Origin of the sequence: Bradyrhizobium tropiciagri (assembly GCF_001189845.1) — a bacterium.
Lineage (GTDB): Bacteria > Pseudomonadota > Alphaproteobacteria > Rhizobiales > Xanthobacteraceae > Bradyrhizobium > Bradyrhizobium tropiciagri.
Map to the genome: position 1 here is coordinate 19,106 of NZ_LFLZ01000005.1, position 22,650 is coordinate 41,755.

The window sequence follows — 22,650 nt, forward strand, 5'->3', positions numbered from 1 at the left end:
GGGGTCTACAGCAAAAACGCCAGCGCCTGTTCGCACTGGTCCTCGACCTTGAGCGTCAGCAGCTCGTCGGCGCGGGTGCGGCCGAGATTGACGGCGGCGATCGGCAGGCCGCGCTGCTCCGCCATCCGGACGAAGCGAAAGCCGGAATAGACCATCAGCGAGGAGCCGACCACGAGCAAGGCGTCGGCCTGATCGAGATGCGCCTGCGCTAATGCAACCGTGTCGCGCGGCACGTTCTCGCCGAAGAACACCACATCGGGTTTCAGCACGCCGCCGCAGGCTCGCAGGCCGGCACCACAAATGACGAAAAATCCTGCTCGAGATCGGCATCGCCGTCGGGCGCATCAGTGGCATCGAGCGCAATCCAGGTCGGGTTCAGCCGCACGAGTTCGCCCTGGAACTGTTCGCGCGGCATCGTGGCGCCGCAGCCGAGGCAACGCACCACGTCGAGCCGGCCGTGCAGATCGATCACGCGCTGGCTGCCCGCGGCCTGGTGCAGGCGGTCGACATTCTGCGTCAAGAGCAGCTCGCAGCGCCCTTGCTGTTCGAGCTTCGCCAGCGCGCGATGCGCTCCATTCGGCATCGCGCGGCCGAACCGCCGCCAGCCGACCATGCTGCGCGCCCAGTAGCGCTGCCGCGTCGCCGCCTCGCCCAAAAAGGCCTGGATGGTGACCGGCCGGGTCCGCTTCCAGTTGCCGTCGCTGTCGCGATAATCAGGGATGCCGGAATTGGTGCTGCAGCCGGCCCCGGTCAGGACAAACAGGCGCTGGTGGCCGGCGACGAAATCCTCGAGGGCGGGGTGCTGCATGACAGCACATCTAGTGCGGACCGCACGCCTGCGCCAGATGTGGTGCCTGTCGGGGGCGGACCTTTCGTACGGCCTCTGCGTTGACGGCATGGCACGTCCGACGGAGTGATCGATGCGGCCAAGATTGATTGTCCTGCTATGCGGATTGGCGTCCCTGCCGCTCTCGCCGTCCTTTGGCCAGGACGCAGGCGTGTCAGGCGAGCAGGCGTTCAACAATTCCTGCCGCACCTGCCACACCGTCAAGGATGGCGACAACCGCGTCGGCCCGAACCTGCACAACATCGTCGGGCGCAAGGCCGGATCGGTTGCGAGCTTTCCTTATTCCGAGGCGATGAAGTCATCCGACATCGTCTGGGATGAGCGCACGCTGCTGCGCTTCATCGAGGATCCCGAAGCCGTTGTGTCGGGCAACGGCATGAAGCCGTACACCGGCGTGCGCTCGGCGGAGGATCGCGCCAGGATCGTGGCGTTCCTGAAATCCCCGGGCAAGTGACGGTTGGCGGAAGGCCGGCCTCACCGTGCCGGCACAACGAAGACCTGACCGGGATAGATCAAATTGGGGTTGCGGATCTGCTGCTGGTTTGCCCGGTAGATCACAGCGTAGCGTTGTCCGGCGCCGAATGCGCGCTGGCTGATCCGCCACAGGCTGTCGCCGCGGGCAACCGTGGTGGTCGTGACCTTCGGCACGATCACGGCGGAGGGTGAGCTCGATGCGTCGGTGGCCGTCGCCGCCGCGAGCCGCGGTGCGGTCGCATCCGCACGGCCGGACGAGGCCGGGATCGATGCGGTCGTCGTCGTGTCCGGAACGTTGAACGGCACCTCGGCACGCGCGCGGACCTTGCCGGACCCGGGGTCGACCTCGTCAAGCCGGACCTGATAGTTGCCGGCCGCGACGCCCTTGTTGATCGTGACCGAGAGGTGCCCCGCCGCGTCGGCGGTGGCGGAGGTGATCAAGCTGCCGTTGAGATAGAGCCTGACGGTCGCGCCGGGCGCGGCCTGGCCACTGACATGGAGCATGCCGCCCGGCTCGGTCTCGACCGCCTCGACCGCCACTTTCCCGGCGGTCTGCGGCGTCGCCGCAGGTTGCGATAGCACCCGGACCGGCTTGTCCGGCGTCATCAGCGCCACCATCGGCCGCTCCCTTGCCGCAGCCTCGAGCGCCACGGCCACGCTCTGTTTGGAGACCACCTGCTTGCCGTCGCGCGTCATGCGCAGCGTCAGGTCATGGTTTCCCGGCGGAAGCGGGCGCGGCACCATGACGAACTGGCCGGACTTGTCCGCCACGGCGCGATCGTGCACCTCGCCGTTGCGCAGCAATTCCACCGTCGCGCCAGGTAGCGCCCGACCGGCGACAACAGTCTCGCCGGTCGGCTCGACATTGACGACGTCGAACTCCGGCACCGCGTTGTCGCCCGGCACCGGCGACGGTGCTGCCAGCGCGTTGGCCAGGGCCGCGGTCTCGCTTTGCGCCTTCGCGAGCGCGGTCTTGTCCTGGTTTTTGTCCTGGCCTTGCGCGGACGGCGCCGTCGCCATCAAACGCGGACTCTCGGCCAGAATCTGCTGGGTTCGGTGGATGCCGAAGATGAGCGCCGCCGTGCCGCCGGCCGCAAGGGCCAGCAACGGTATCACCAGTCGCATCGCCGTAGCGTTCATGATGTCATCCGCGGATCAATGCCTCCGCGCGTCCGCGCGCGACGCTGCAGCCCCGTGGGGTTCCCTAGAGACTGCGCCGCTTTGCGCCGGCCATCAAGTCGGATGAAAGGATTACTTCTCTCGGGCGGCCCGGCCGGCCCGGCAGTTCACGGCCACTCCGCGACAGTGACGGCGAGCGCGGCAAGCCCCACAAGAACGAGGCTGACCGCCCAGACCGTCTCCAGATTGAACCAGCTCCGCGCGACGAATTTGACGCCGAGGTAGCGATAGACCAGCCATGCCAGCAGGCCGCCGGCGCCGAGCATGGCGGCGGTGTGGACAAGCGCGACCAAAAGCGCCATCGCAAGGTTCTGGTCGATCACGCGCTGCGCCGCGATGTGGCCGTCCTGCGCTGCCGATGTCGCGCAGAGGCCGAGATAGATCGGCAGCAGCATCAGGCCTGCGCCATGGGCAATCGCCACCGCGAACGACCAGAGCGCCAATCTGGTTGGCGGTATCCGGGCCAGCGCGCGCGGATGACGGCGATTGATGAGACGCATGAGGCCGAAGCCGATGATGATGATGGCGGCCGCGATCTGGATCGGGCGCTGCCATTCCGCCAGCGCGATCAGCAGTGCAAACGGCAGCAGCACGAGCAGCATCGCCGCAAGGTGGCCGGTCGACAGCGGCAGCAGCGCGCCGACGACGGCGCGCTGGGATTTGTCCATCAGGCCCGCGGACACCGCGAGCGGCCAGCCCATGCCCGGGTTGATCCCGTGATAGAGACCGCTTGCGATGATCGCGAGCCAGAGCCAGATGGTCGTCGTATCGACGTCGCTCAATTCCATACCGACGGATAGCAGAACGAATCCGTCGAGCAGTCGCCGCCCTCGAGGCGGATCTGATGCGGGCGATAGCCCTCGGGGAAATCGACGAAGTAATCCTTGGCGAGCTCCAGCCCGCCATTGGCGCCGACATTGGCCATGACCTCGGCGCCCGGCATCCCGTCGGGATAGAACTGGTCGTCCCAGGTCGAATAGAGCGAGTTGGTCCAGTACACCCGCTTGCCGTCGCGGCTGATCTCGACCATCTGCGGGCCGCCGGCAAACGCCTTGCCGTTCGGATGCGGCGTGCGGCGGGCGATGCCGCCGATATGCACCGAACCTGCCAGCTTCGGCTTCCTTGGATCGCGGACGTCGTATTGGCGCATCTCGCCGGTGCCCCAGCAGGAGACGTAGAGGAAGCGATCGTCCATCGACAGGTCGATATCGGTCACCAGCGGTGGCACCGCGCCGAACCCCTGCAACAGCGGCGGCAGCTTCTCCTTCGGCGCCGGCTCGGGCGGAATCGTCGCGGTCTTCTCGGCGTGGAATTTTCCGCCCTCACGCCACCAGGTCCAGATCGAGGCTTCGAGGTTGGTGGTATCGACGACGACGCCGACAAAGCCGTATTCACGGATCGGATCGTGCGCGGGCCTGACCTCGAGCGCCATCTGGTGATTGGCGCCGAGGTCGATGGTCTGCGCATTGCGCCGGGCGCGCAAATCCCAGAAATGCAGCCGGTGACCGTATTTGTTCGACAGCAGATCCTCGGCGACGATGCCGTTCTCGAATTGCGGCGGCAGCGCCCATTCGCTGGTCACCATGTAGTCGCGCGGCAGATTCCACCAGAAATCATAATGCAGCGTCTGCGGCCCGCGGTCGATTTCCCAGCGGCCGAGCACGTCGAAGGTCTCGCAATCCATGATGAAGATGCCGGGCGGGCCCTGCGTGCCGTCCTTGCCGCTGCCGCCGAGCGTGGAGACGTAAATGCCATCGGGCCCGCAATGAATGGTGTGCGGCCGCGAGTAGCCGGTCTTCTTGAACACTTCCTCCGGCTCGATGATCTTGTGGATCTTGGCCTCGAGCGGCGAGGGTTTTGTATCGATGATGTAGATGCGCGACGACCGCAGCCCGGGAATGATGAGATAGCGTCGCTCGATGAAGGCATGCCCGGTGAGCGGAGACAATGCGGAGGAGCAGGCATTCCAGCCGAAGTGATGGAACTCGTCGCCCTTGTTCGGCATCGTCACGGTGTGGACGATCTTGCCATAGGTCTTCGAGCCCGGCTTGACGTCGATCACCGCGAGCGCGTCGGGCTTCCGGAAGTCGGGACTGAGCAGCAGCGTATAGGCGAACTGCTCCGGCGGCGCCTCCATCGCAAGCTTGGGCGAGGCGTGAAACGTGGGGTCGGGTCGCATCGTCATGACGTACTCCCGGTTTTGTCGGCTTGTTACCAACGTCGGGCCGTTCGCAGCGTTGCAATGGTCTGAATGGGGCGGCCTGGCACTCCGCTGGACGCGAGGTTGGCTGCGGGCAGTCTACGGCATCATGCGCCGCCCGGAAACACGTGCGCATCCCCATCGGCTGTGGCGTTCTGCCACGAATTCGTGAGCCGTATCACACATCGACTTGCGCGCGGCCCGGCTCTCGCTGCGCCGTCACCCGATATCCGCAAGTTGTGAGACAAGACCGCTGCCGCTCGTGGTATATGCCTTGCGAGTTGGTCACTGGCAGGGGCGGACTATGCAGGCAGTCGATCGCGCCGTTGGGCTTTCGTCACGGATCAGGGCTGCGCTGGGCGCAGCCATCCTGCTCGCATCGGCCTATTCCGGCGCGGCCAATGCGCAACGCGCCGAGCCGGTCTGGCCGACAGCTCAGTGGGAAACCTCAACGCCTGAGCAGCACGGCATGGATTCGGCTGTCCTGGCCAAGCTGGTGGCGGCCGGCACCACGCGCAGCTTCGACAGCCTGCTGGTGACGCGCCATGGCCGCGTCGTGCTCGATGCGTATTACGCGCCCTTTACCGCCGACATGCCGCATGCGATCAACTCCTCCACCAAGGCGGTGGTCGCGACGCTGCTGGCGATCGCCTACAAGGATGGTCTCTTGGATCGTCTCGATCATCCGATGCTGGATTTCTTTTCCGATCGCAACATCGCTGATGTCGACGAGCGCAAGAAGGCCATCACGGTCCAGCACCTGCTCAACATGACGTCGGGCCTCGACTGGGACGAGGGGTTTGCAGGCGGGCGTGAGCAGTCGCTTCGCGACATGGGAAGGAGCCCGGACTGGGTCCAGTTCATTCTGGACGCCCGATGGCCCATGCGCCGGGCGAGACCTTCTATTACAACAGCGGCGGCTCGCATCTGTTGTCCGCGATCGTCAGCAAGCTCACCGGCAAGAACACCGCCGACTATGCCGAGGAGCGGTTGTTCGGCCCGCTCGGCATCATCAAGCCGTTCTGGCGGCGCGATCCGCAACGGCTCCCGATCGGCGGGTTTGGCCTGATGATGCGGCCGCGCGACATGGCGAAGATCGGCTATCTCTATCTGCGCAACGGCGAGTGGGCGGGCAAGCAGCTGCTGCCGGCGGATTTCCTCGATGCCGTCAACCATGCCACCGTGAACATGAATGCGCGATTTGATCCGCAGCTGCGCTATGCCAACCAGTTCTGGACCATTCCCGACAAGCACATCTTCATGACGGTCGGCTATCATTGCCAGGTGATCATGGTCCTGCCGGAGCGCGATATCGTCGCCGTCATGACGGCGAGCAATTTCTGCTCGTTCGGCAAGTTGGCTGACGAGATTTCCGCTGCCGTCAAATCCGACCAGGCCCTGCCCGCCGATCCGGCCGCGGCCGAACAATTGGCGAAGGCGATTGCGGACGTCTCAACCGAGAAGCCGACGCAGGTCGGCGCGCCGCCCGCGATCGCATCCGTGATCTCGGGCCGCACCTACAAATTCCCCGACAACAACCTCGGTATCAAGACACTGACGCTGTTCCTTGCCGATGAGAACCCGCGCTATGTCGTAGAAACCAACGCGGGCGATCCTGCACGGCGCGACCTCAACGGACCGATCGGTCTCGACGGCCTCTATCGCAAGAGCGCTCCGACCTTCCTCGGTGTGCGCGCCGTCAAGGGCGCGTGGACGGACGAGCGAACGCTAGTCGTCGATCTCCAATATGTCGGGCTCGGCGACGCCTGGACTTGGACGCTCACCTACGACGGCGACAAGGTCGCGCTGCGCGGCAAGGCGAGGGACGGACGCGAGGGGGCAGCGGAAGGAGCGGCGGGCGGCTGACGCGCGATGCGATGCGGATGAATCATTGCCGTCTGCCTCGGCTCAAAACTCCAGCGCCGCATTGTCCACCACCTCCTTCATCACGAAGAAGGTGCGGGTCTGCCGCACGCCGGGCAGTGCGATCAGCTGGTCGCCATGGATTCGATTGAAATCCTCCATGTCGCCGGCGCGGATCTTGAGGAAGTAATCGAAATCGCCGGCAACGAGATGGCAGTCCAGCACGCATTTCAGTTTCGCCACCGCCTGCTCGAAGCTCGCGAAGCTCTCCGGCGTCGAGCGGTCGAGCACGACGCCGACTATGACCAGCGTGCCCTTGCCGAGCTTGCGCGGCGCCACCATGGCGCGGACACCGCTGACATAGCCCTCGTCGAACAGCGCCTGGGTGCGGCGATGGCAGGTCGCGGGGCTGACGCCGACCTGATCGGCCAACTCGGCATTGCTGAGCCGGCCGTTCTTTTGCAGCAATCTCAACATCTTGAGGTCGATGCGATCGAGCCGGGCGGACATGGAAGAATCTCTCATCATTGTTCGGTCTGGTGAAAGGAAACATATCATTCAGGCCAAATCCAGCAATCTTCGATAATTGCCCGGCCCGAGTTAGAGAGCACCTTTCGCGCCCGGGGTGATAGGTCTGGCCGCCGTTCAGGACACCAACGAGGACGCCGGCATGCTGGAAAAATTCGCGCGTTATCCGCTCACCTTCGGGCCGACCGCCATCGAGAAGCTCGATCGGCTGTCAAAGCATCTCGGCGGCAAGGTCGAGCTCTATGCCAAGCGCGAGGATTGCAACTCCGGACTCGCCTTTGGCGGCAACAAGCTGCGCAAGCTCGAGTACATCATCCCCGACGCGATCGCCTCCAACGCCGACACGCTGGTCTCGATCGGCGGCGTGCAGTCGAACCACACCCGCATGGTCGCAGCGGTTGCGGCCAAGATCGGCATGAAGTGCCGCCTGGTGCAGGAAAGCTGGGTACCGCATGAGGACGCAGTCTATGACCGCGTCGGCAACATCCTGCTGTCGCGCGTGATGGGCGCCGACGTGCGCCTGGTCGACAACGGCTTCGACATCGGCATCCGCAAGAGCTGGGAGCAGGCGATCGAGGAAGTGAAGGCAGCGGGTGGCAAGCCCTACGCTATTCCCGCCGGCGCCTCGGCGCACAAATATGGCGGGCTCGGCTATGTCGGCTTCGCCGAAGAGGTGCGCGCGCAGGAGCGCCAGCTCGGCGTCAAGTTCGACTACATCATCGTCTGCACGGTGACCGGCTCGACCCATGCCGGCATGCTGGTCGGCTTCGCCGCCGATGGGCGTGCGCGCAACGTGATCGGCATCGACGGTTCGTTCACGCCCGTGCAGACCAAGGCGCAGGTGCTGTCGATCGCGCAGAACACCGCCAAGCTGGTCGAACTCGGCCGCGACATTGTCGAGGATGACGTCGTGCTGATCGAGGATTACGCCTATCCCGCCTACGGCGTGCCGTCCGAGGAGACCAAGGAGGCGATCCGCCTCAGCGCGCGGCTGGAAGGCATGATCACCGACCCCGTCTATGAGGGGAAGTCGATGCAGGGCATGATCGACCTGGTGCAGAAGGGCTTCTTCCCGGCCGGATCGAAGGTGCTCTACGCCCATCTCGGCGGCGCGCCGGCGCTCAACGGCTACGCCTACGCGTTCCGCAACGGCTGAGGTTGGTCACGCTTGGTAGGCCTGGATTACGCTGCGCTTGATCCGGGCTACGTTCGTTTCCTACGTTCAGGTCCGCGTCAGTTTCGCCCGGTATTTTCATCGTGCCGGGCGACTCGGGAGACCTTCGCGTGAGGATGTTGAATGCGGCTGGCCGGGCCTTCGCCGCGCTCGGCGTTGGCATCGTCGCCGTGGGGCATTGGTTCTGGGCCTATCAAGGTCACGGCGCCGTGCTTCGCGCCCGCCTGCTGGCGATGAATCACGCGGTCGAGCTGTATGCCGGCATTTTCCTGATCGGCGTCGGGGTCCATGGCCTCGCAGCCCACTACTGGTTCCGCGAACCAAACCCGCCCGCGCAGTCTTCGGCCCGGGAGCCGCAATAGCGGTGGCCTTGCGCAGCCGATGAATTGTGTCCGGGTTGACATCTTAGGAACAAAATAGGAACATGCGGTCTGTAACCAGAGGGTGTGGCGATCGTCTCATCCGTGGCGGTATTGTGCGGCCGCAGGACCAAAGGCCAAGCCGCGCACCACTTGCGGATGAATTTCTCCGCCTCCTATGATGGGTTGTGGCTGGGGAGCGCGCGTCATGAGGATTGTGGTCTGGGCGGTCGTTGTGACCGCATGGTTGTTTGCGTCCGCAACTCCTTCGAACGCGCGCGGTCCCTACGGCTCGATCACGGTCGGCAATTGGAAGGGCGGTGCCTTCACCGACGACAAAAGTGGCGCATTCACGCATTGCTCGGCGGGGACGGTCTATCAGAGTGGCATCCACTTCGTGGTGGCGATTACCGCGAATGGTAGTTGGCGGCTGGGCTTTGCCCATGAGAGCTGGCGTCTGACGCCGGGCGAGGCCTTTCCCCTCGCGCTGACCTTCGACGGCCAGCCCGCGTTCAATGTCTACGGCATGCCGCTCGGTACCCAGCTCGTCAATATCGAGATGCCGGTGACCTCCAACCTGATCAATCAGTTCCGCAAGGCGCACCAGATGACCGCGTTCGCGCAGGGACAGTTGTTTCAGTTCAACCTGAATCAAACCGGACAATTGCTGCCCGCTTTGCTCAACTGCGTGGTCTCGGTCAAGAAGAACGGCGTTGCCAATGCCGGGGAATTCGCGGTTGCGGCGAAGCCCGCGGCTGCAGCGGCGCCGTCGCCGCAGGCGGCTCCGAACCCGGCGCAGAAGCAGGCGAAGTCCGGCACTGGGACCGGCTTCGTGGTCAGCAGCAGCGGGCACGTCGTCACCAACCATCATGTCATCAATGGTTGCAGCGAGATCACCGGCAATTTGAGCGGCGAGGCGCCGGTGAAATTGCGGCTGGTATCCGGCGACGAAACCAACGATCTCGCGCTGCTGCAGGCGCCGGCGCGTTCAAGGATGTCGCCAAGATCAGGCAAAATCCCATTCCGGTCGGCAATGGCGTGGTGGCGATCGGCTATCCTTATCACGGGCTGCTGACGTCCGATTTCACTGTCACCACGGGCATCGTCTCTTCGCTGAGCGGTATTCTCAACGATACCCGCTTCCTGCAGATCAGTGCAGCGGTGCAGCCGGGCAACAGCGGCGGTCCGCTGTTCGATCTCGGCGGCAGTGTGGTCGGCGTCGTGGCGGCCAAGCTCGATGCTGTCACGGTCGCGCGGGCAACAGGAACCATCCCGGAGAACATCAATTTCGCGATCAAGACCGGGGCGTTGCGCGACTTCCTCGACAACAGCGCGGTGCAGTACCAAACCGCCGAGTGGCGTGATTCGTTAAAGCGGGAGACGCCGGAGATCGCCAAGGACGCGCGCGGATACACACTCCTGATCGTCTGCAAGGTGAACGAGCAGGCCGCGGGCAAGCGCGGCGATACGAAGTAGGAGCGCGTAGTAATTCGGATGGGTAGAGCGAAGCGAAACCCATCATCGTTCCGCGCATGAGATCGATGGGTTTCGCTGCGCTCTACCCATCCTACGCATCTTCGTAGCCAGGGCAGCTCGCCAGTTACCCTAGCCGCCGCAGCGTGTGCACCGTAATTTCAGCCGGGCAGTTCAGCCGCACCGGCGCGAGGCTGGTGCCGGCGCCGGTCGATGTGTAACCGGCGAGGTCGCCGAAGCGCCAGGCGCCCTTGCCCATCCGGCGCGGCAATCGCGCTTCCAGCTTGATCGCGATGCCGCCAGGCAGGCAGAGCTGGCCGCCATGGGTATGGCCGCTTAGCATCAGGTCGAAGCCGGCCGCCGCCGCTTCGCGATAGGATTCCGGCGTGTGCGCAAGCAGGATCGAGAACGCCTCGCGCGGGATCGCCGCGGCGGCCCTGGCGATGTCGTCGGTGCGATAGAAATGCGCGTCGTCGATCCCGGCGAGATGGATGGTCGCGCCATCGCGTGTGATCGGCTCCTGCTCGTTGAACAGCATCCTGATGCCCATCGCTTCCAGTCCCGGCGTCATGCGGATGCTGTCGTGATTGCCGAGGATGCCGTAGAGCGGCGGTTTGATGCGCGCGCAGACATCCTTCATCAGCGCGAGGCTAGTCTCGAACGGGCCGAACGTCCTGCCGCGATAGTCGCCGGTCAGGACGCAGATGTCGCAGGCGAGGTAGCGCACAATGTCAGCCAGATGCCGCATCGCGCCCTGGCTGATGTCGGCGTGGAGATCGCTGAGATGAAGGATGGTGAAGCCGTCGAAGGCCGCCGGCAGCCGCGTCGACGTCACCAGATTGCGCCGCACCTCGACCCGGTCGGCATTGCGCCGCGCGCGGCCGTGGAGGCCGGCCAGCTTGAGCGCCGTCGTGACGATCCGCGGCGCCAGCCGCCAGTTCTCGACATTGAACACCAGCGTGCCTTGGCCGATCAACTGCTTCTCGTGCGCGGCCTCGATCCCAAGCCGGCGCACGACGTGATCCGCGCCGATCCGCTCGACCAGTCCCTGCAATGCCGTGTCGGCCATCGTCCCCCGTGCGGCCCGCGATGCGACGCGGGCCGGCGCGACACTACCATGCGCGATCCCGATGGGGATACCGCCGAGGCCAAAGCATGATCCCGAAAAGCGCGCAGCGGTTTTCCCTCGGGACAAACGCGGGACGCGTTTGGCGGAGATCATGCTCAAATAAGGAGCCAAGGCGCGATGACGATTCGACCCGATCTCATCGCGCCTCAGACTACGGGGACACGCCTGGCTGCAACGGCGGCCGGCGAGATCACCTCGATGTCGAGCGGCACCTGCCAGCGCTCGGTGAAGCGGACCTGCGGCGGCGCGTTGCCGTTGCGGCCGCCTTGCAGCACGAAGCCGTCGTAACCCGAGTTCATCACCTCATTGCATTTCTGCACGTAGATCGGGAAGCCGCCGATATAGGGCATGAACACGCGGGGACGGCCCGGGATGTTGGCGCCGACATACCAGGAGCTGCAGGTCGAGCGCAGCGATACCATGGAGACCTCGTTGACATGGGCGACCCAGGCATCCTCGTCGTCGCGCACCGCCTCGATGGTGCCGGCGCCGATATCGCGCATGTGCCCGAGACAATCCGCCAGCCAGTCGACATGCTGCTCGATCGCCTGGATCATGCTGGCGAGCACCGACGGGCTGCCGGGCCCGGTGATCATGAACAGGTTCGGAAATCCCTCCGAGGCGAGGCCGAGATAGGCGCGCGGGCCGGCCCGCCATTTTTCGGCGAGCGTCTGCCCGCCGCGGCCGGTGATCGCGATCTTGTCGAACGAGCCGGTCATGGCGGCAAAGCCGGTGGCGGAAACGATCGCGTCGAACTTGTACTCGCTGCCGCCAACCACGATGCCGTCACGCGTGAAGCGTTCGATCGGCGTCTTCGAGACGTCGACCAGCTTCACATGCGGCAGATTATAGGTCTCGAAATAGTTGGTATCGACGCAGAGCCGCTTGCAGCCGAACACGTTCTGCGGGCACAGCAGCTCGGCGGTGGCGGGATCCTTGACGATGCCGCGGATCTTCTCCCGCGCGAAATCGGCGATGGTGTCGTTGGCCGCCTTCTCGAACAGGAGGTCGCCGAACGCGCCGAGGAAGGGCAGGCCGCCGCGCTGCCAGGCTTCCTCATACAGCCGCTCGCGTTCATCCTCGCTCGCCCGCAGTGCGGGCTGGGCGTTGAACTGAAAATAGAAGCCGGTCGGGCGCGCGCGCGCTTTCGCGCGCAGCTCCGGATAATGCGCCTTGGCTTCCTTCAGATACTCCGCCGATAGCCGCTCGTTCCATGCCGGCACCGACCAGGTCGCGGTGCGCTGGAATACGGTGAGCTCGGAGGCCTGCTGCGCGATGATCGGGATCGACTGGATCGCCGACGAGCCGGTGCCGATGACGCCGACGCGTAGGCCGGTGAAATCGACACCCTGATGCGGCCATTCGCCGGTGTGATAGATCGGGCCGCGGAAATCCGCCATGCCGGGGAAAGCCGGACGGTTCGGCGCCGACAGGCAGCCGACCGCCATGATGCAGAATTTCGCGGTGACCTTGTCGCCGCGATCGGTCTCGATCAGCCATGTGCCTTCCTCTTCGTCGAAGGTCGCCGCGGTGACGCGGGTGTCGAACACGATCTGGCTGCGCAGGTCGAAGCGGTCGGCGACATGATTGGCGTAGGCGAGAATTTCGGGCTGCGGAGAATATTTCTCCGACCAGCTCCAGTCCTGATCGAGTTCCTCGGAGAACGAGAAGGAATATTGCAGGCTCTCGACGTCGCAGCGCGCACCGGGATAGCGATTCCAGTACCAGGTGCCGCCGACGCCGCCGCCGGCCTCATAGACCCGGGCGGTGAAGCCGAGCCCGCGTAGCCGATGCAGCATGTACATGCCGGCGAATCCCGCGCCGATCACTACGGCATCGAACGTTCCATTTTCCGCAGGGCGCGCAGTCGTGCGCGCGGTGCTCTCCTGAGCCATGGTCCGTCTCTTCCCTCTATCGTTGTGCCTTGGCCACGCCTCGTTGGACGCGGTGGACAAAAGATTAGGGCTGTTGCGCCGCCGCCCGCAAGCGCATGCGTTGCCCCGTGGGGTATGGCTCCTATGCCGCGCCCGATACGGAGGTGGTCCAGTACGGCAGCATGGGTGTAAGCTCTCGTCGCCAAGCAAGGGGCTATGTTCCATGAAGAAGGATGAACTAGAGGCTGCCCTCGGCCAAGGCGATCTGGGGCCGATCGAAGACTACCTTGATGCAATCGCCACTCAACCGCGGCTGCCTGCCCTTGCCGTCGGCATGTGCCTGCTCAGGATGGAAGAGGCGGCGCCCCCGCTGCGAGCCCTGGTCGCTCGGGCCGCGAATGGCGAAATGCTCTCCGACGACGAAGTCGGACTGCTGTTTCGTGGCCTTTATGTTCTCGGTGGCGGCCGCGACAAGGAGGTTTGCCGGGACTTGCTCCGGTTGCTACGCAGACCCGAAGCCGAACTCGATGATCTGCTGGGCGACGTCGTGACGCAGAGCATGGCAAGCATCGTTGCCGGCGTGTTCGATGGTAATGTCGAGGCCTTGTTGAGCCCGATTGCGGATCGATCTATCGATCAGTTCGTCCGCGAACAGATTCTCGGCGCGGCGACTTTCCTCACGTGGAACGGGAGCATTCCGGATGAGCGGATGCGGCGCCTGCTGGTGGCATTTTATGAGGATGGCTTCGCTGAGAACGAGGATCAGGCCTGGTTCGGCTGGCAGCGGGCAATCGCCCTGTTGGGGCTGCGCGAGCTGGCGCCGCTGGTGCACCGCGCTATCGATGAAGGCCGTATCCCTGAATGGATGGCCCGACACGAAGAATTTGAGCAGGATCTCGCTGATGCCGAGCAGAGTCCCAGGGACGTTACCCGCTTCGAGGAAGCTCATCTCGGCTATATCGAAGATGTCGTCGATGCATTGGCATGGACCGAATACGACGACGTCACGGATCAACTCGCCGACGAAGACTTCGAGGCGGGATGGATGCCCACCGAGCCCGTGAGAAATCCCCTGCGCCACGTCGGACGTAACGACCCATGCCCGTGCGGAAGCGGCAAGAAATACAAGAAGTGCTGTCTCGCCAATCCGCCCTGAGCCAGCACACGACACGATCGAGCTGATGGCAAGCCGATCGTTGCGTCGCTACTTAGCCCGCCGTTGCCTTCACGATCCGGATCAGCTCGTCGCCATAATGCTCGAGCTTCTTGTCGCCGATCCCGGCGATGTTGCGCAAGTCGCTGAGCGTATCCGGACGCATCGCGGCGATGCCGTCGATGGTGGAATCGTGCAGCACCACATAGGCTGGCACGCCGCGCTGCCGCGCGACGTCCGAGCGCCAGGCGCGCAAGGCCGCATGCAGCGCCGGGTTTGCGACACCGCCTGGGCTGTCGGCCGCGGCCACGAGCTCGCCGCGCCGCGACTTGCTGCGCACCGCTCGGTTGCGCGCGCCTTCCGGCTGCTCGCGCAGCATCACGGCGGTCTCGCCCTTCAGCACGCCGCGGGCGCTGTCGGTCAGCTTCAGGGCGCCAAAGGCGTCGCTGTCGGCGCGCAGATGGCCCATCGCCACCAGCTGACGCAGCACCGCGCGCCATTGCTTCTCGTTGAGCTCGCGGCCGATGCCGAACACCGACAATTGGTCGTGGTTGAACTGCTTGACCCGCTCGGTCAGCCGCCCGACCAGCACGTCGATCAGGTGCATGGCGCCGAACCGTTGCCCGGTGCGGTAGACGCATGACAAGAGCTTCTGTGCCAGCACCTTGCCGTCGCGGACGCGCGGCGGCGTCAGGCAGTTGTCGCAATTGCCGCAGCTTTCATCGCTGCGGGTCTCGCCGAAATAACCGAGCAGACGCTGCCTCCGGCAATGCACGGTCTCGGCGAGCGCAACGAGTGCGTCGAGCTTGCCGATCGAGACGCGCTTGAAGGCGTCGGAGCCGGTGGATTCATCGATCATGCGGCGCTGCTGCACGATGTCGGAGAGGCCGTAGGCCATCCACGCCGCCGACGGCTTGCCGTCACGGCCGGCGCGTCCGGTCTCCTGGTAATAGGCCTCGATGCTCTTCGGCAGATCGAGGTGCGCGACGAAGCGCACATCGGGCTTGTCGATGCCCATGCCGAACGCGATCGTGGCGACGATCACGATTCCGTCCTCATTGAGGAAGCGGTCCTGATGCCGGGCGCGCACGCTGGCATCGAGCCCGGCATGATAGGGCAGCGCGGGGATGCCGGCCTCGCTCAGCGCCGAAGCGACATCCTCGACCTTGGCGCGCGACAGGCAATAGACCACGCCGGCGTCGCCGGCATGCCGCTCCTTGATGAAGTTCTTCAGCTGCGTCGTCGCATTCTGCTTGTCGACGATCTCGTAGCGGATGTTGGGGCGGTCGAAGCTGGCGACGAATTCCGGCGCGTCGGTGAGGGACAGTCGCTCGGCGATCTCCTTTCGCGTCAGCGCGTCCGCGGTCGCGGTCAGCGCGATGCGCGGCACCTTGGGGAAGCGTTCGGCGAGTGCGGACAGGCCGATATATTCCGGGCGGAAATCGTGGCCCCATTGCGAGACGCAATGCGCCTCGTCGATCGCAAACAGCGCGATCTGCGCCTGGCTGAGCAGATTGAGGCAGCGCGGCGTCAGCAGCCGCTCCGGCGCGACATAGAGCAGATCGAGATCGCCGGCGAGCAGCCGCCGCTCGACCTCGGAGGCCTCCTCATAGGACAGCGTCGAGTTCAGCACTGCGGCGTTGACGCCGGCTTCGGTGAGGCCCGCGACCTGGTCGCGCATCAGCGCGATCAGGGGCGACACCACGATGCCGCAGCCGTCGCGCAGCAGCGCCGGCAACTGGTAGCACAGCGATTTGCCGCCGCCGGTCGGCATCAGCACCAGGCAATTGCCGCCGTCGGTGACGTGGCGGACGATCTTCTCCTGCGCGCCGCGGAAGCCGGACAGGCCGAACACGGAACTGAGCACGGACCGCGCGTCGCGGGGCAGAGCGGATGCACGATCGAGGGCGGGCTGGGCGGTCATGATCCCTTGGTATGTCCTGGGGTCAACAGGCGGTGATCGAGCTCTTCTGGCCGAACGATACCGGAACGAAACGTGTTAATACACGTCCCAACAACAAACTCAATTCAGGCATGCCCGGTCAGCTGCGGATCATCACAGGCATTGCTGCGATCGTGCTGTTCGCCGGAGCGACGGCGGCCTTCGCGGCCGCCTGGCAGCCACAGATTGCGGCCATGGCGCCGCCGCGGCCCGATACCTTCGATCCTGATATCGTCAAGCGCGGCCGCGATCTCGCGGCGATCGGCAACTGCAACACCTGCCATACCGTGCACGGCGGCGGAAACTACGCCGGCGGGCTTCCGGTTCCGACGCCGTTCGGCACTATCTTCTCGTCCAACATCACGCCGGACGCCGAGACCGGCATCGGGAGCTGGCCGGAGGAGGCGTTCGTCCGGGCGATGCGCGCGGGCGTCAGCCGCGACGGTCGGCATTTGTACCCGACCTTTCCCTACGACCATTTCACCAACGTGTCTGACGCGGATGACCGGGCGCTCTATGCGTTCCTGATGACGCGGCAGCCGGTGCACGCCTCGCCGCCAGCGAATCAGCTGACGTTTCCGCTGAACTACCGGCCGCTGATTGCAGGCTGGAAGCTCTTGTATCTTCGCAGCGGCGACGTGTCTGCCGACGCGGCGAAGGGCGCGGAATGGAACCGTGGCGCCTATCTGGTCGAGGGGCTCGCGCATTGCGGCGCCTGCCACACGCCGCGCAACGCGCTCGGCGCCGAGCGGGTGAATGCGCAGTTCTCCGGCGGCGACGTCGACAATTGGCACGCCTACGCGCTGAACGACACCTCGCACGCCCCGGTGCGCTGGAGCGCCGACGCGCTCTACGCCTATTTGCGGCACGGCTGGCAAGCCGATCACGGCACCGCGCGCGGGCCGATGGCCGAGGTGGTCGGCAATCTCGCGACAGTGGCCGACAGCGACGTGCGCGCCATCGCCGTGTACATGGCCGACGTCTCGGCCGCGCCGGCGCCGGATCGGAAATCACCGACTGATGCGGTGGCGCAATCGGCGTCGACGGACGCAACACAAGCGAACGCCGCAGGCGCCGCGATCTATGCCGCGGCCTGCGCCTCCTGCCATGAGGGCGGCCGGGCGCTGCCCTATGGCGGCGTCAACCTCGCGCTCAGCACGGCGATCGCAGGCCCCGACCCGCGCAACCTGCTCAACATCGTGCTGTCGGGCGTCGGCGCCGTCGCGGGCGAGCGCAGTCCGATCATGCCGGGCTTCGCGGCCAGCATCGATGATGCCCAGATGGTCGCGCTTGCGAATTATCTACGCAGCAAGTTCGGCAAGCGGCAGCCGTGGAACGATCTCGACAAGGCGGTGCGTGATGCGCGCGCGGTGCAAGCCACGTCGCTTGCGGCGGGCGACGCGACTGCGGAATCAAGTCAACGAGGCAAGCCATGATGACGTTGAAGGTCAATGGCCGGGATCATCAGGTCGACGCTGATCCGGATACGCCGCTGCTCTATGTGCTGCGCAATGATCTCGCGCTCAATGCCGCCAAGTTCGGCTGCGGGCTCGGGCAATGCGGCTCCTGCACCGTAATCGTCGACGGCAAGGCGGTGCTGTCCTGTGTCACACCGCTGCTGCTCGTCGAGGGCAAGCAGGTGACGACGCTGGAAGGGCTCGGCACGGTGGCGGCGCCGGCGCCGATCCAGCGCGCCTTCATGGAGGAACAGGCGGCACAGTGTGGCTATTGCACTGCCGGGATGATGATGCGGGCGCAGGCGCTGTTGATGCGCAACCCGAAACCGTCGGATGCGCGGATCCGCGCCGAGTTCGAGCCGCATCTGTGCCGCTGTGGCACCCATATGCGCATCCTGCACGCGGTGCATCGCGCCGCCAGGCTGATGGACACGGCAGATGCCGCAAGCGACAAGAGCGTGCGATGACTGCGCCGGTGGTGCTCGATCGCCGCAGCGTGCTGGCCGGTGGCGGCGCGCTGATCGTCAGCTTTTCGCTGCGCCGCGCGGCGGCACAGGAGCAGAAGGGCCCGGAATTGCCGGGCAGCCTGGCGAAAACGCCCAATCTGGATTCCTGGATCCGGATCGATGCCGACGGCCAGATCACGGCGTTCACGAGCAAGGCCGAGCTCGGCCAGGGATTCCGCACCGCGTTCCAGCAGATCGCCGCCGAGCAGCTCGATATTGCCTTCGATGCGCTGAAGGTGATCACGGCGGATACAAAACTCACGGCGAACGAAGGCTACACGTCAGGCAGCCATTCGATGCAGGACAGTGGCACCGCGATCCTGCACGCCGCGGCACAGGCGCGCGCGTTGCTGGTGGCGGAGGCCGCGAAGCGGTTCGACGTTCCGCCCGATAAATTGCACACCGCGAACGCGACTGTTATCGCTCCCGATGGCCGCCGCCTGAGCTATGGCGAGCTCGTTGCCGCCGACATGCTGCATGTCGAGGCGCAGCCGACATCGAGGCTGAAGGATCCGGCGCGCTTCGAGGTGATGGGCCAGCCGGTGCCGCGCGTCGATATTCCCGAAGGTCACGGGCGGTGTCGCCTATGTGCAGGACATGCGGCTGCCCGGCATGGTGCATGCGCGCGTGGTGCGCCCGCCGAGCTATGGCGCGCAGCTCGCCGAATGCGACACGGCAGCGATCGAAAAGATGCCGGGCCTGGTCGGAATCGTGCGCGACGGCAATTTCCTCGCCGTGGTGGCGGAGAAAGAGTTTGGGGCGATCAAGGCGATGACGGCGCTATCAGCCGCGGCGAAGTGGCGGGAGAGCGCGAAGCTGCCGAACCAGCGCGATCTGGCCAACGTGCTCACCGCGCTGCCGTCACAGGATTTTGCGATCTTCCAGCGCAATGATGCCGCGGTGAGCGGCGCGCGATCGCTCGAAGCAACCTACACGCGGCCTTATCAGTCGCATGGCTCGATCGGGCCATCCTGTGCGGTCGCTCAATTCATTGAAGGCGCGATGACGGTATGGACGCATACCCAGGGCGTCTACCCGGACCGGCAGGCGATCGCCGAGATGCTCGGCATGCCGCAGTCGAGCGTCCGCCTGATCCATGTCGAAGGCTCCGGCTGCTACGGCCACAACGGCGCCGACGATGCCGCGGCCGACGCCGCGCTGATTGCCCATGCGCTGCCCGGCCGCCCAATCCGGGTGCAGTGGATGCGCGAGCAGGAGCACGGGTGGGAGCCCTATGGCCCCGCGATGGTGACCAAGCTGAGTGCATCGCTCACGGCCGACGGCAAGATCGCCGACTGGAATTTTGCGGTGTGGAGCAACACCCATTCGATGCGGCCGGGCGGCGCCGGCTCGCTGCTTGCAGCCCAGCACATGGCACGGTCGTTCGCGGTGCCTGCACCAAAGCCGCCTCCGCTGCCGGAAGGCGGCGGTGACCGCAACGCGATCCCGATCTACAATTTCCCGAATGCGCATGTGATGCATCACTTCATTCCTGCGATGCCGCTGCGGATTTCCGCGATGCGCGCGCTCGGCGCCTATCACAATGTGTTCTCGATCGAGTGTTTCATGGATGAATTGGCCGATCTCGCCGGGACCGATCCGGTCGAGTTTCGCTTGAAGCATCTCGACGATGCGCGCGGCCGCGCGGTGGTCGAGAAGGCCGCCCAGGAGTTCGGCTGGGTGAGCGGACGGAGAGCGCCGCAGAATCGCGGCTACGGTTTTGCATTCGCGCGCTACAAGAACCTCGCTGCCTATTGTGCCATTGCGACCGAGGTTGAGGTCGATCCCGAGACCGGCCGGGCCCGTCTGGTGCGCGCGGTCGCGGCCGTCGACGCCGGCCAGGTCGTCAATCCCGATGGCATCACCAACCAGATCGAGCGCGCGATCGTGCAGTCGGCGAGCTGGACGCTCTATGAGAGCGTCACGTTCGACGACGCGCGGATCACCAGCATCGACTGGCAGACCTACCCGATCCTGCGCTTCGATGCCGTGCCCGACAGTATCGCCGTCCACATCATCAACCGTCCGGGCCAGCCATTCCTCGGCAGCGGCGAGACCGGGCAAGGTCCGGCCGCGGCATCGCTCGCCAATGCCATCGCGCATGCGACCGGCAAGTGGCTCCGCGACCTGCCGCTCAGCCGCAAGCGGATCAAGGATGCGATCGATGCGTAAGGCGATGCTCTCCCTCTCCCCGTTCTTTACGGGGAGAGGGGTGGGGTGAGCCGCCTCCGCGTATCCGGTGACAGCTGCGTTTGCGGAGACTCCCCCTCACCCGGAACGCAGCTAACGATGCGTTCCGACCTCTCCCCGCACGCGGGGCGAGGTGAAGCAGAGGCCGTTGCCCGATCTAAAGTATATTCAAGTCAGATCGTCAGGCCATCGGAGCGGGTGGCGCCGGCGGCGTCGGCATTGGCTCGACCGTATAGGTCTTGGGCATGTTGATCGGCTTGTAGGCCGGATCCTTCTGCATCCGCTCCAGCACCGAGGCGTGGATGGTCGCGCCTTCCGGTATCGGCCTTGGCTCGCCGCGCGGCAAATAGAAGCCGAGGAAGGATTTCCGCTCCGGCCATTCCTTCCATTTGTCGCGCTTCGGAATCCACTCCAGGATTTCCCAGGCGGCAGTCAGCGAATTGTGCAGCGGATCCGTCACGCTCGGCGGCGCATATTCGTGGCTGTGCGGCGGCAGCGGCATCCCCCAGGCGAGATGATCGATCAGTGCCTGCTCCATGTGCAGCCCGGCGGCCCTGGCCTGTTCGAGCATCCAGATCAGCGGATACTTCGACGGCCCGCTCTGCTCCTCCGGATAGCCGCCGCCGACATCGGAATGCACGCCGGCGAACCAGACCTGGCGGATGTCCTGGTCGATCGCGGTCGACGGATCGAACGGATTGGTGCGGAATTTCTGCGGCTCGATCCAGCGGTTGAGGCGGAACATGCGCCGGCGCTCGTCGATCGAGATCGCCTGGCGGAACCGCCTGACGCTGGAATTGGTGCGGGTGAACAGCAGCGTCTGCATGTCGAACAGGAAGTTGTCCTGCCGCGGCACGATGATCGAGGCCACCGTGTCCCAGACGCCGACGAATTCGATGTCGATGTTGCGGCCGCCGGCGATCTGGCTGAAATGCCAGACTTCCTTCAACGGGGCAGGGTCAAACGTCCCGTCGGACTTCTGGGCGTCAGCGCTCGCCTTCTTGTAGGTGCCGAAGGCGTAGCCGGCGAGGTCGAGCTGGTCGACTGGCAACAGGCCCATCACATGCACGAAAGCCGCCAGCGTGCGCACGGTGTAGGCACCGCGGCTGAAGCCGAACATCCAGACGCGGTCGCCGGGCTCCCAGAGCCGGCAGAGAAACTGGTAGGCGTCGAGCGTGTCCTTGTCGAGACCGGCACCGAAGGCGAGCCCGAACAGGCCCCACGCCTCCTGCTTGAAACGGCCCCAGCTGTTCTGCAGCCCGATGGTGCCGAGACCCGGATGATAGTAGATTCGCTGCCGGTCATCCTTGTCGGCGATGCGAAACAGCTTCAGGACGTTGGAAATATTGGCGCCGATCTCGTTGCCGGTGCCGTCGCACAAGATCACAATATCCTTCGGCATCCGTAGCCCCTGCGGTATCCTTCGGCATCCGTAGCCCCTGCGGTCGCCGTGAAATTCGCGGCTTCTATGTACGGCAGAACGCGGGGATGATTCAATCTCCAATTGAAGACGGTTCTGTGTAGCGGGCGGTGACCAGCCATCGTCTTGCGGAGGCCTGCGGTGGGCATCGGGATGAGAGCCCGCTCAACGCTGCGTCCGCAGAATTCAATTGCAAGGCTTTGGAAAAGATGGAAATCTGCTCGTCAATCATTGTTATATTGCGTTGCTATTTCTCCCTTCCAGGGACCTCGCCGGTGCGCGCGATCATTTGGCCTGCGGCTTTCCGCGGCTCCCCGACCAAGGACAGGAATCGATCGGCATGAGCCATCAAGCTCTCGTGACGATCATTCTCGCGGGACTGGTGGTGAGTGCGTTCGGACTGTTCTGGTGGGTCGGCAGCTATTCCGATCGCGTTTTTGCCAAACGATTCCGCACCCGCTTTCCGGAGAAGACGCTGAGTTACAGCGGCGACCAACTCGGTGCGCTGGTGCAGTCCGATCTGCGGATCAAGTATGTGTTCCCGATCCTGTTTCCGCTCGATCTCGTCGTCATGCTGGCGTTGGCGGGCGCGATGGGCGCGGCGTCATCGCACTGGCTCAACCAGATCTATCCGTCGGCGGCGTGGCTCGGCTTGGTCGTGCCGGCGGTCTATCTGCTCAGCGACCTGATCGAGGATTGCCTGCTGGCATGGCTGTTGCTGCACGGTGACCCGGATGCGGCGGCGCGGTCGGTCTCGGCCCTGAAGGCGATCACGACGATCAAGCTCGTCAGTGTTTCTGCCTCGATTGCGCTAACGCCGATTTCATTCGTCGGTTGGCTGTTCCACAGCGAGTCGCTTGCCATCTAGGCCGCGCGGCAGAG

At 65.0% G+C, this 22,650-nt stretch carries 18 protein-coding genes and 3 pseudogenes; 12 read left to right on the forward strand and 9 right to left on the reverse strand.

The window, feature by feature from the left end:
• Positions 1 to 5: 5 nt before the first annotated feature.
• Positions 6 to 808, reverse strand: a pseudogene (locus AKN84_RS05965) (NAD-dependent protein deacetylase).
• A 112-nt stretch (positions 809 to 920) separates the two neighbouring features.
• Between AKN84_RS05965 and AKN84_RS05970 the strand changes: the two are divergent.
• A complete protein-coding gene (locus AKN84_RS05970; protein WP_050419830.1) occupies positions 921 to 1,301 on the forward strand; it encodes a c-type cytochrome in 381 nt (126 codons plus the stop codon).
• A gap of 20 nt (positions 1,302 to 1,321) precedes the next feature.
• On the opposite strand, the gene AKN84_RS05975 is transcribed toward AKN84_RS05970, so the two are convergent.
• From AKN84_RS05975 to AKN84_RS05985, 3 genes are all read right to left on the reverse strand, one after another.
• Positions 1,322 to 2,461, reverse strand: coding sequence for a LysM peptidoglycan-binding domain-containing protein (locus tag AKN84_RS05975; RefSeq protein ID WP_050419831.1), 1,140 nt, complete (start codon positions 2,459 to 2,461; stop codon positions 1,322 to 1,324).
• 146 nt (positions 2,462 to 2,607) lie between these two features.
• Complete coding sequence (locus tag AKN84_RS05980; protein WP_050419832.1) at positions 2,608 to 3,288, reverse strand: hypothetical protein; 681 nt, start codon at positions 3,286 to 3,288, stop codon at positions 2,608 to 2,610.
• Entirely contained in the window at positions 3,279 to 4,685 is a 1,407-nt protein-coding gene (locus AKN84_RS05985) for a selenium-binding protein SBP56-related protein (RefSeq protein WP_050419833.1), read from the reverse strand. The genes AKN84_RS05980 and AKN84_RS05985 overlap by 10 nt, the downstream gene beginning before the upstream one ends.
• A gap of 484 nt (positions 4,686 to 5,169) precedes the next feature.
• Here AKN84_RS05985 and AKN84_RS50280 point away from each other — a divergent pair.
• Together AKN84_RS50280 and AKN84_RS50285 are read left to right on the forward strand one after the other, a co-directional pair.
• A pseudogene (locus AKN84_RS50280) lies at positions 5,170 to 5,439 on the forward strand (serine hydrolase); the annotation flags it as partial.
• A 137-nt stretch (positions 5,440 to 5,576) separates the two neighbouring features.
• Complete coding sequence (locus AKN84_RS50285) at positions 5,577 to 6,566, forward strand: serine hydrolase domain-containing protein (RefSeq protein ID WP_347337303.1); 990 nt, start codon at positions 5,577 to 5,579, stop codon at positions 6,564 to 6,566.
• A gap of 42 nt (positions 6,567 to 6,608) precedes the next feature.
• Here AKN84_RS50285 and AKN84_RS05995 read toward each other — a convergent pair whose 3' ends face one another.
• Positions 6,609 to 7,073: an Lrp/AsnC family transcriptional regulator gene (locus AKN84_RS05995; RefSeq protein ID WP_050419834.1), complete on the reverse strand. Its 465-nt coding sequence runs from the start codon at positions 7,071 to 7,073 to the stop codon at positions 6,609 to 6,611.
• Positions 7,074 to 7,233: 160 nt separating this feature from the next.
• Here AKN84_RS05995 and AKN84_RS06000 point away from each other — a divergent pair, with 160 nt between their 5' ends.
• From AKN84_RS06000 to AKN84_RS50290, 4 genes are all read left to right on the forward strand, one after another.
• A complete protein-coding gene (locus tag AKN84_RS06000) occupies positions 7,234 to 8,247 on the forward strand; it encodes a 1-aminocyclopropane-1-carboxylate deaminase (protein WP_050419993.1) in 1,014 nt (337 codons plus the stop codon).
• A gap of 134 nt (positions 8,248 to 8,381) precedes the next feature.
• Positions 8,382 to 8,627: a hypothetical protein gene (locus tag AKN84_RS06005; RefSeq protein ID WP_244484968.1), complete on the forward strand. Its 246-nt coding sequence runs from the start codon at positions 8,382 to 8,384 to the stop codon at positions 8,625 to 8,627.
• Positions 8,628 to 8,832: 205 nt separating this feature from the next.
• Complete coding sequence (locus AKN84_RS06010; RefSeq protein WP_347337304.1) at positions 8,833 to 9,699, forward strand: trypsin-like peptidase domain-containing protein; 867 nt, start codon at positions 8,833 to 8,835, stop codon at positions 9,697 to 9,699.
• Positions 9,666 to 10,100 carry a trypsin-like peptidase domain-containing protein gene (locus tag AKN84_RS50290; RefSeq protein WP_347337305.1) on the forward strand — a complete coding sequence of 145 codons (435 nt, stop codon included), beginning with the start codon at positions 9,666 to 9,668 and terminating at the stop codon, positions 10,098 to 10,100. Before AKN84_RS06010 ends, AKN84_RS50290 begins: the two co-directional genes overlap by 34 nt.
• A gap of 124 nt (positions 10,101 to 10,224) precedes the next feature.
• On the opposite strand, the gene AKN84_RS06015 is transcribed toward AKN84_RS50290, so the two are convergent.
• Together AKN84_RS06015 and AKN84_RS06020 are read right to left on the reverse strand one after the other, a co-directional pair.
• Positions 10,225 to 11,166: a metallophosphoesterase gene (locus AKN84_RS06015; protein ID WP_050419835.1), complete on the reverse strand. Its 942-nt coding sequence runs from the start codon at positions 11,164 to 11,166 to the stop codon at positions 10,225 to 10,227.
• A 206-nt stretch (positions 11,167 to 11,372) separates the two neighbouring features.
• Positions 11,373 to 13,121: a flavin-containing monooxygenase gene (locus AKN84_RS06020; protein WP_050419836.1), complete on the reverse strand. Its 1,749-nt coding sequence runs from the start codon at positions 13,119 to 13,121 to the stop codon at positions 11,373 to 11,375.
• A 202-nt stretch (positions 13,122 to 13,323) separates the two neighbouring features.
• Between AKN84_RS06020 and AKN84_RS06025 the strand changes: the two genes are divergently transcribed.
• Complete coding sequence (locus tag AKN84_RS06025) at positions 13,324 to 14,256, forward strand: DUF1186 domain-containing protein (RefSeq protein ID WP_050419837.1); 933 nt, start codon at positions 13,324 to 13,326, stop codon at positions 14,254 to 14,256.
• A gap of 52 nt (positions 14,257 to 14,308) precedes the next feature.
• Here AKN84_RS06025 and recQ read toward each other — a convergent pair whose 3' ends face one another.
• Positions 14,309 to 16,177, reverse strand: a complete 1,869-nt coding sequence (gene recQ, locus AKN84_RS06030) for a DNA helicase RecQ (protein ID WP_050419838.1) — start codon at positions 16,175 to 16,177, stop codon at positions 14,309 to 14,311.
• An 11-nt stretch (positions 16,178 to 16,188) separates the two neighbouring features.
• Here recQ and AKN84_RS06035 point away from each other — a divergent pair, with 11 nt between their 5' ends.
• From AKN84_RS06035 to AKN84_RS06045, 3 genes and pseudogenes are all read left to right on the forward strand, one after another.
• The gene (locus tag AKN84_RS06035; RefSeq protein WP_244484948.1) at positions 16,189 to 17,631 is read left to right on the forward strand and encodes a cytochrome c; all 1,443 of its coding nucleotides are present in this window, start codon (positions 16,189 to 16,191) and stop codon (positions 17,629 to 17,631) included.
• A complete protein-coding gene (locus AKN84_RS06040; protein WP_050419839.1) occupies positions 17,628 to 18,119 on the forward strand; it encodes a (2Fe-2S)-binding protein in 492 nt (163 codons plus the stop codon). Before AKN84_RS06035 ends, AKN84_RS06040 begins: the two co-directional genes overlap by 4 nt.
• Positions 18,116 to 20,330: pseudogene (locus AKN84_RS06045) on the forward strand (xanthine dehydrogenase family protein molybdopterin-binding subunit). Before AKN84_RS06040 ends, AKN84_RS06045 begins: the two are co-directional and overlap by 4 nt.
• Positions 20,331 to 20,529: 199 nt before the next feature.
• Here AKN84_RS06045 and AKN84_RS06050 read toward each other — a convergent pair.
• Positions 20,530 to 21,750 (reverse strand): T6SS phospholipase effector Tle1-like catalytic domain-containing protein, encoded by a 1,221-nt coding sequence (locus tag AKN84_RS06050; RefSeq protein ID WP_050419840.1) that lies wholly within the window; start codon positions 21,748 to 21,750, stop codon positions 20,530 to 20,532.
• A gap of 358 nt (positions 21,751 to 22,108) precedes the next feature.
• On the opposite strand from AKN84_RS06050, the gene AKN84_RS06055 reads away from it, so the two are divergent.
• Entirely contained in the window at positions 22,109 to 22,636 is a 528-nt protein-coding gene (locus tag AKN84_RS06055) for a hypothetical protein (RefSeq protein WP_244484949.1), read from the forward strand.
• The last annotated feature ends 14 nt before the right edge of the window (positions 22,637 to 22,650 follow it).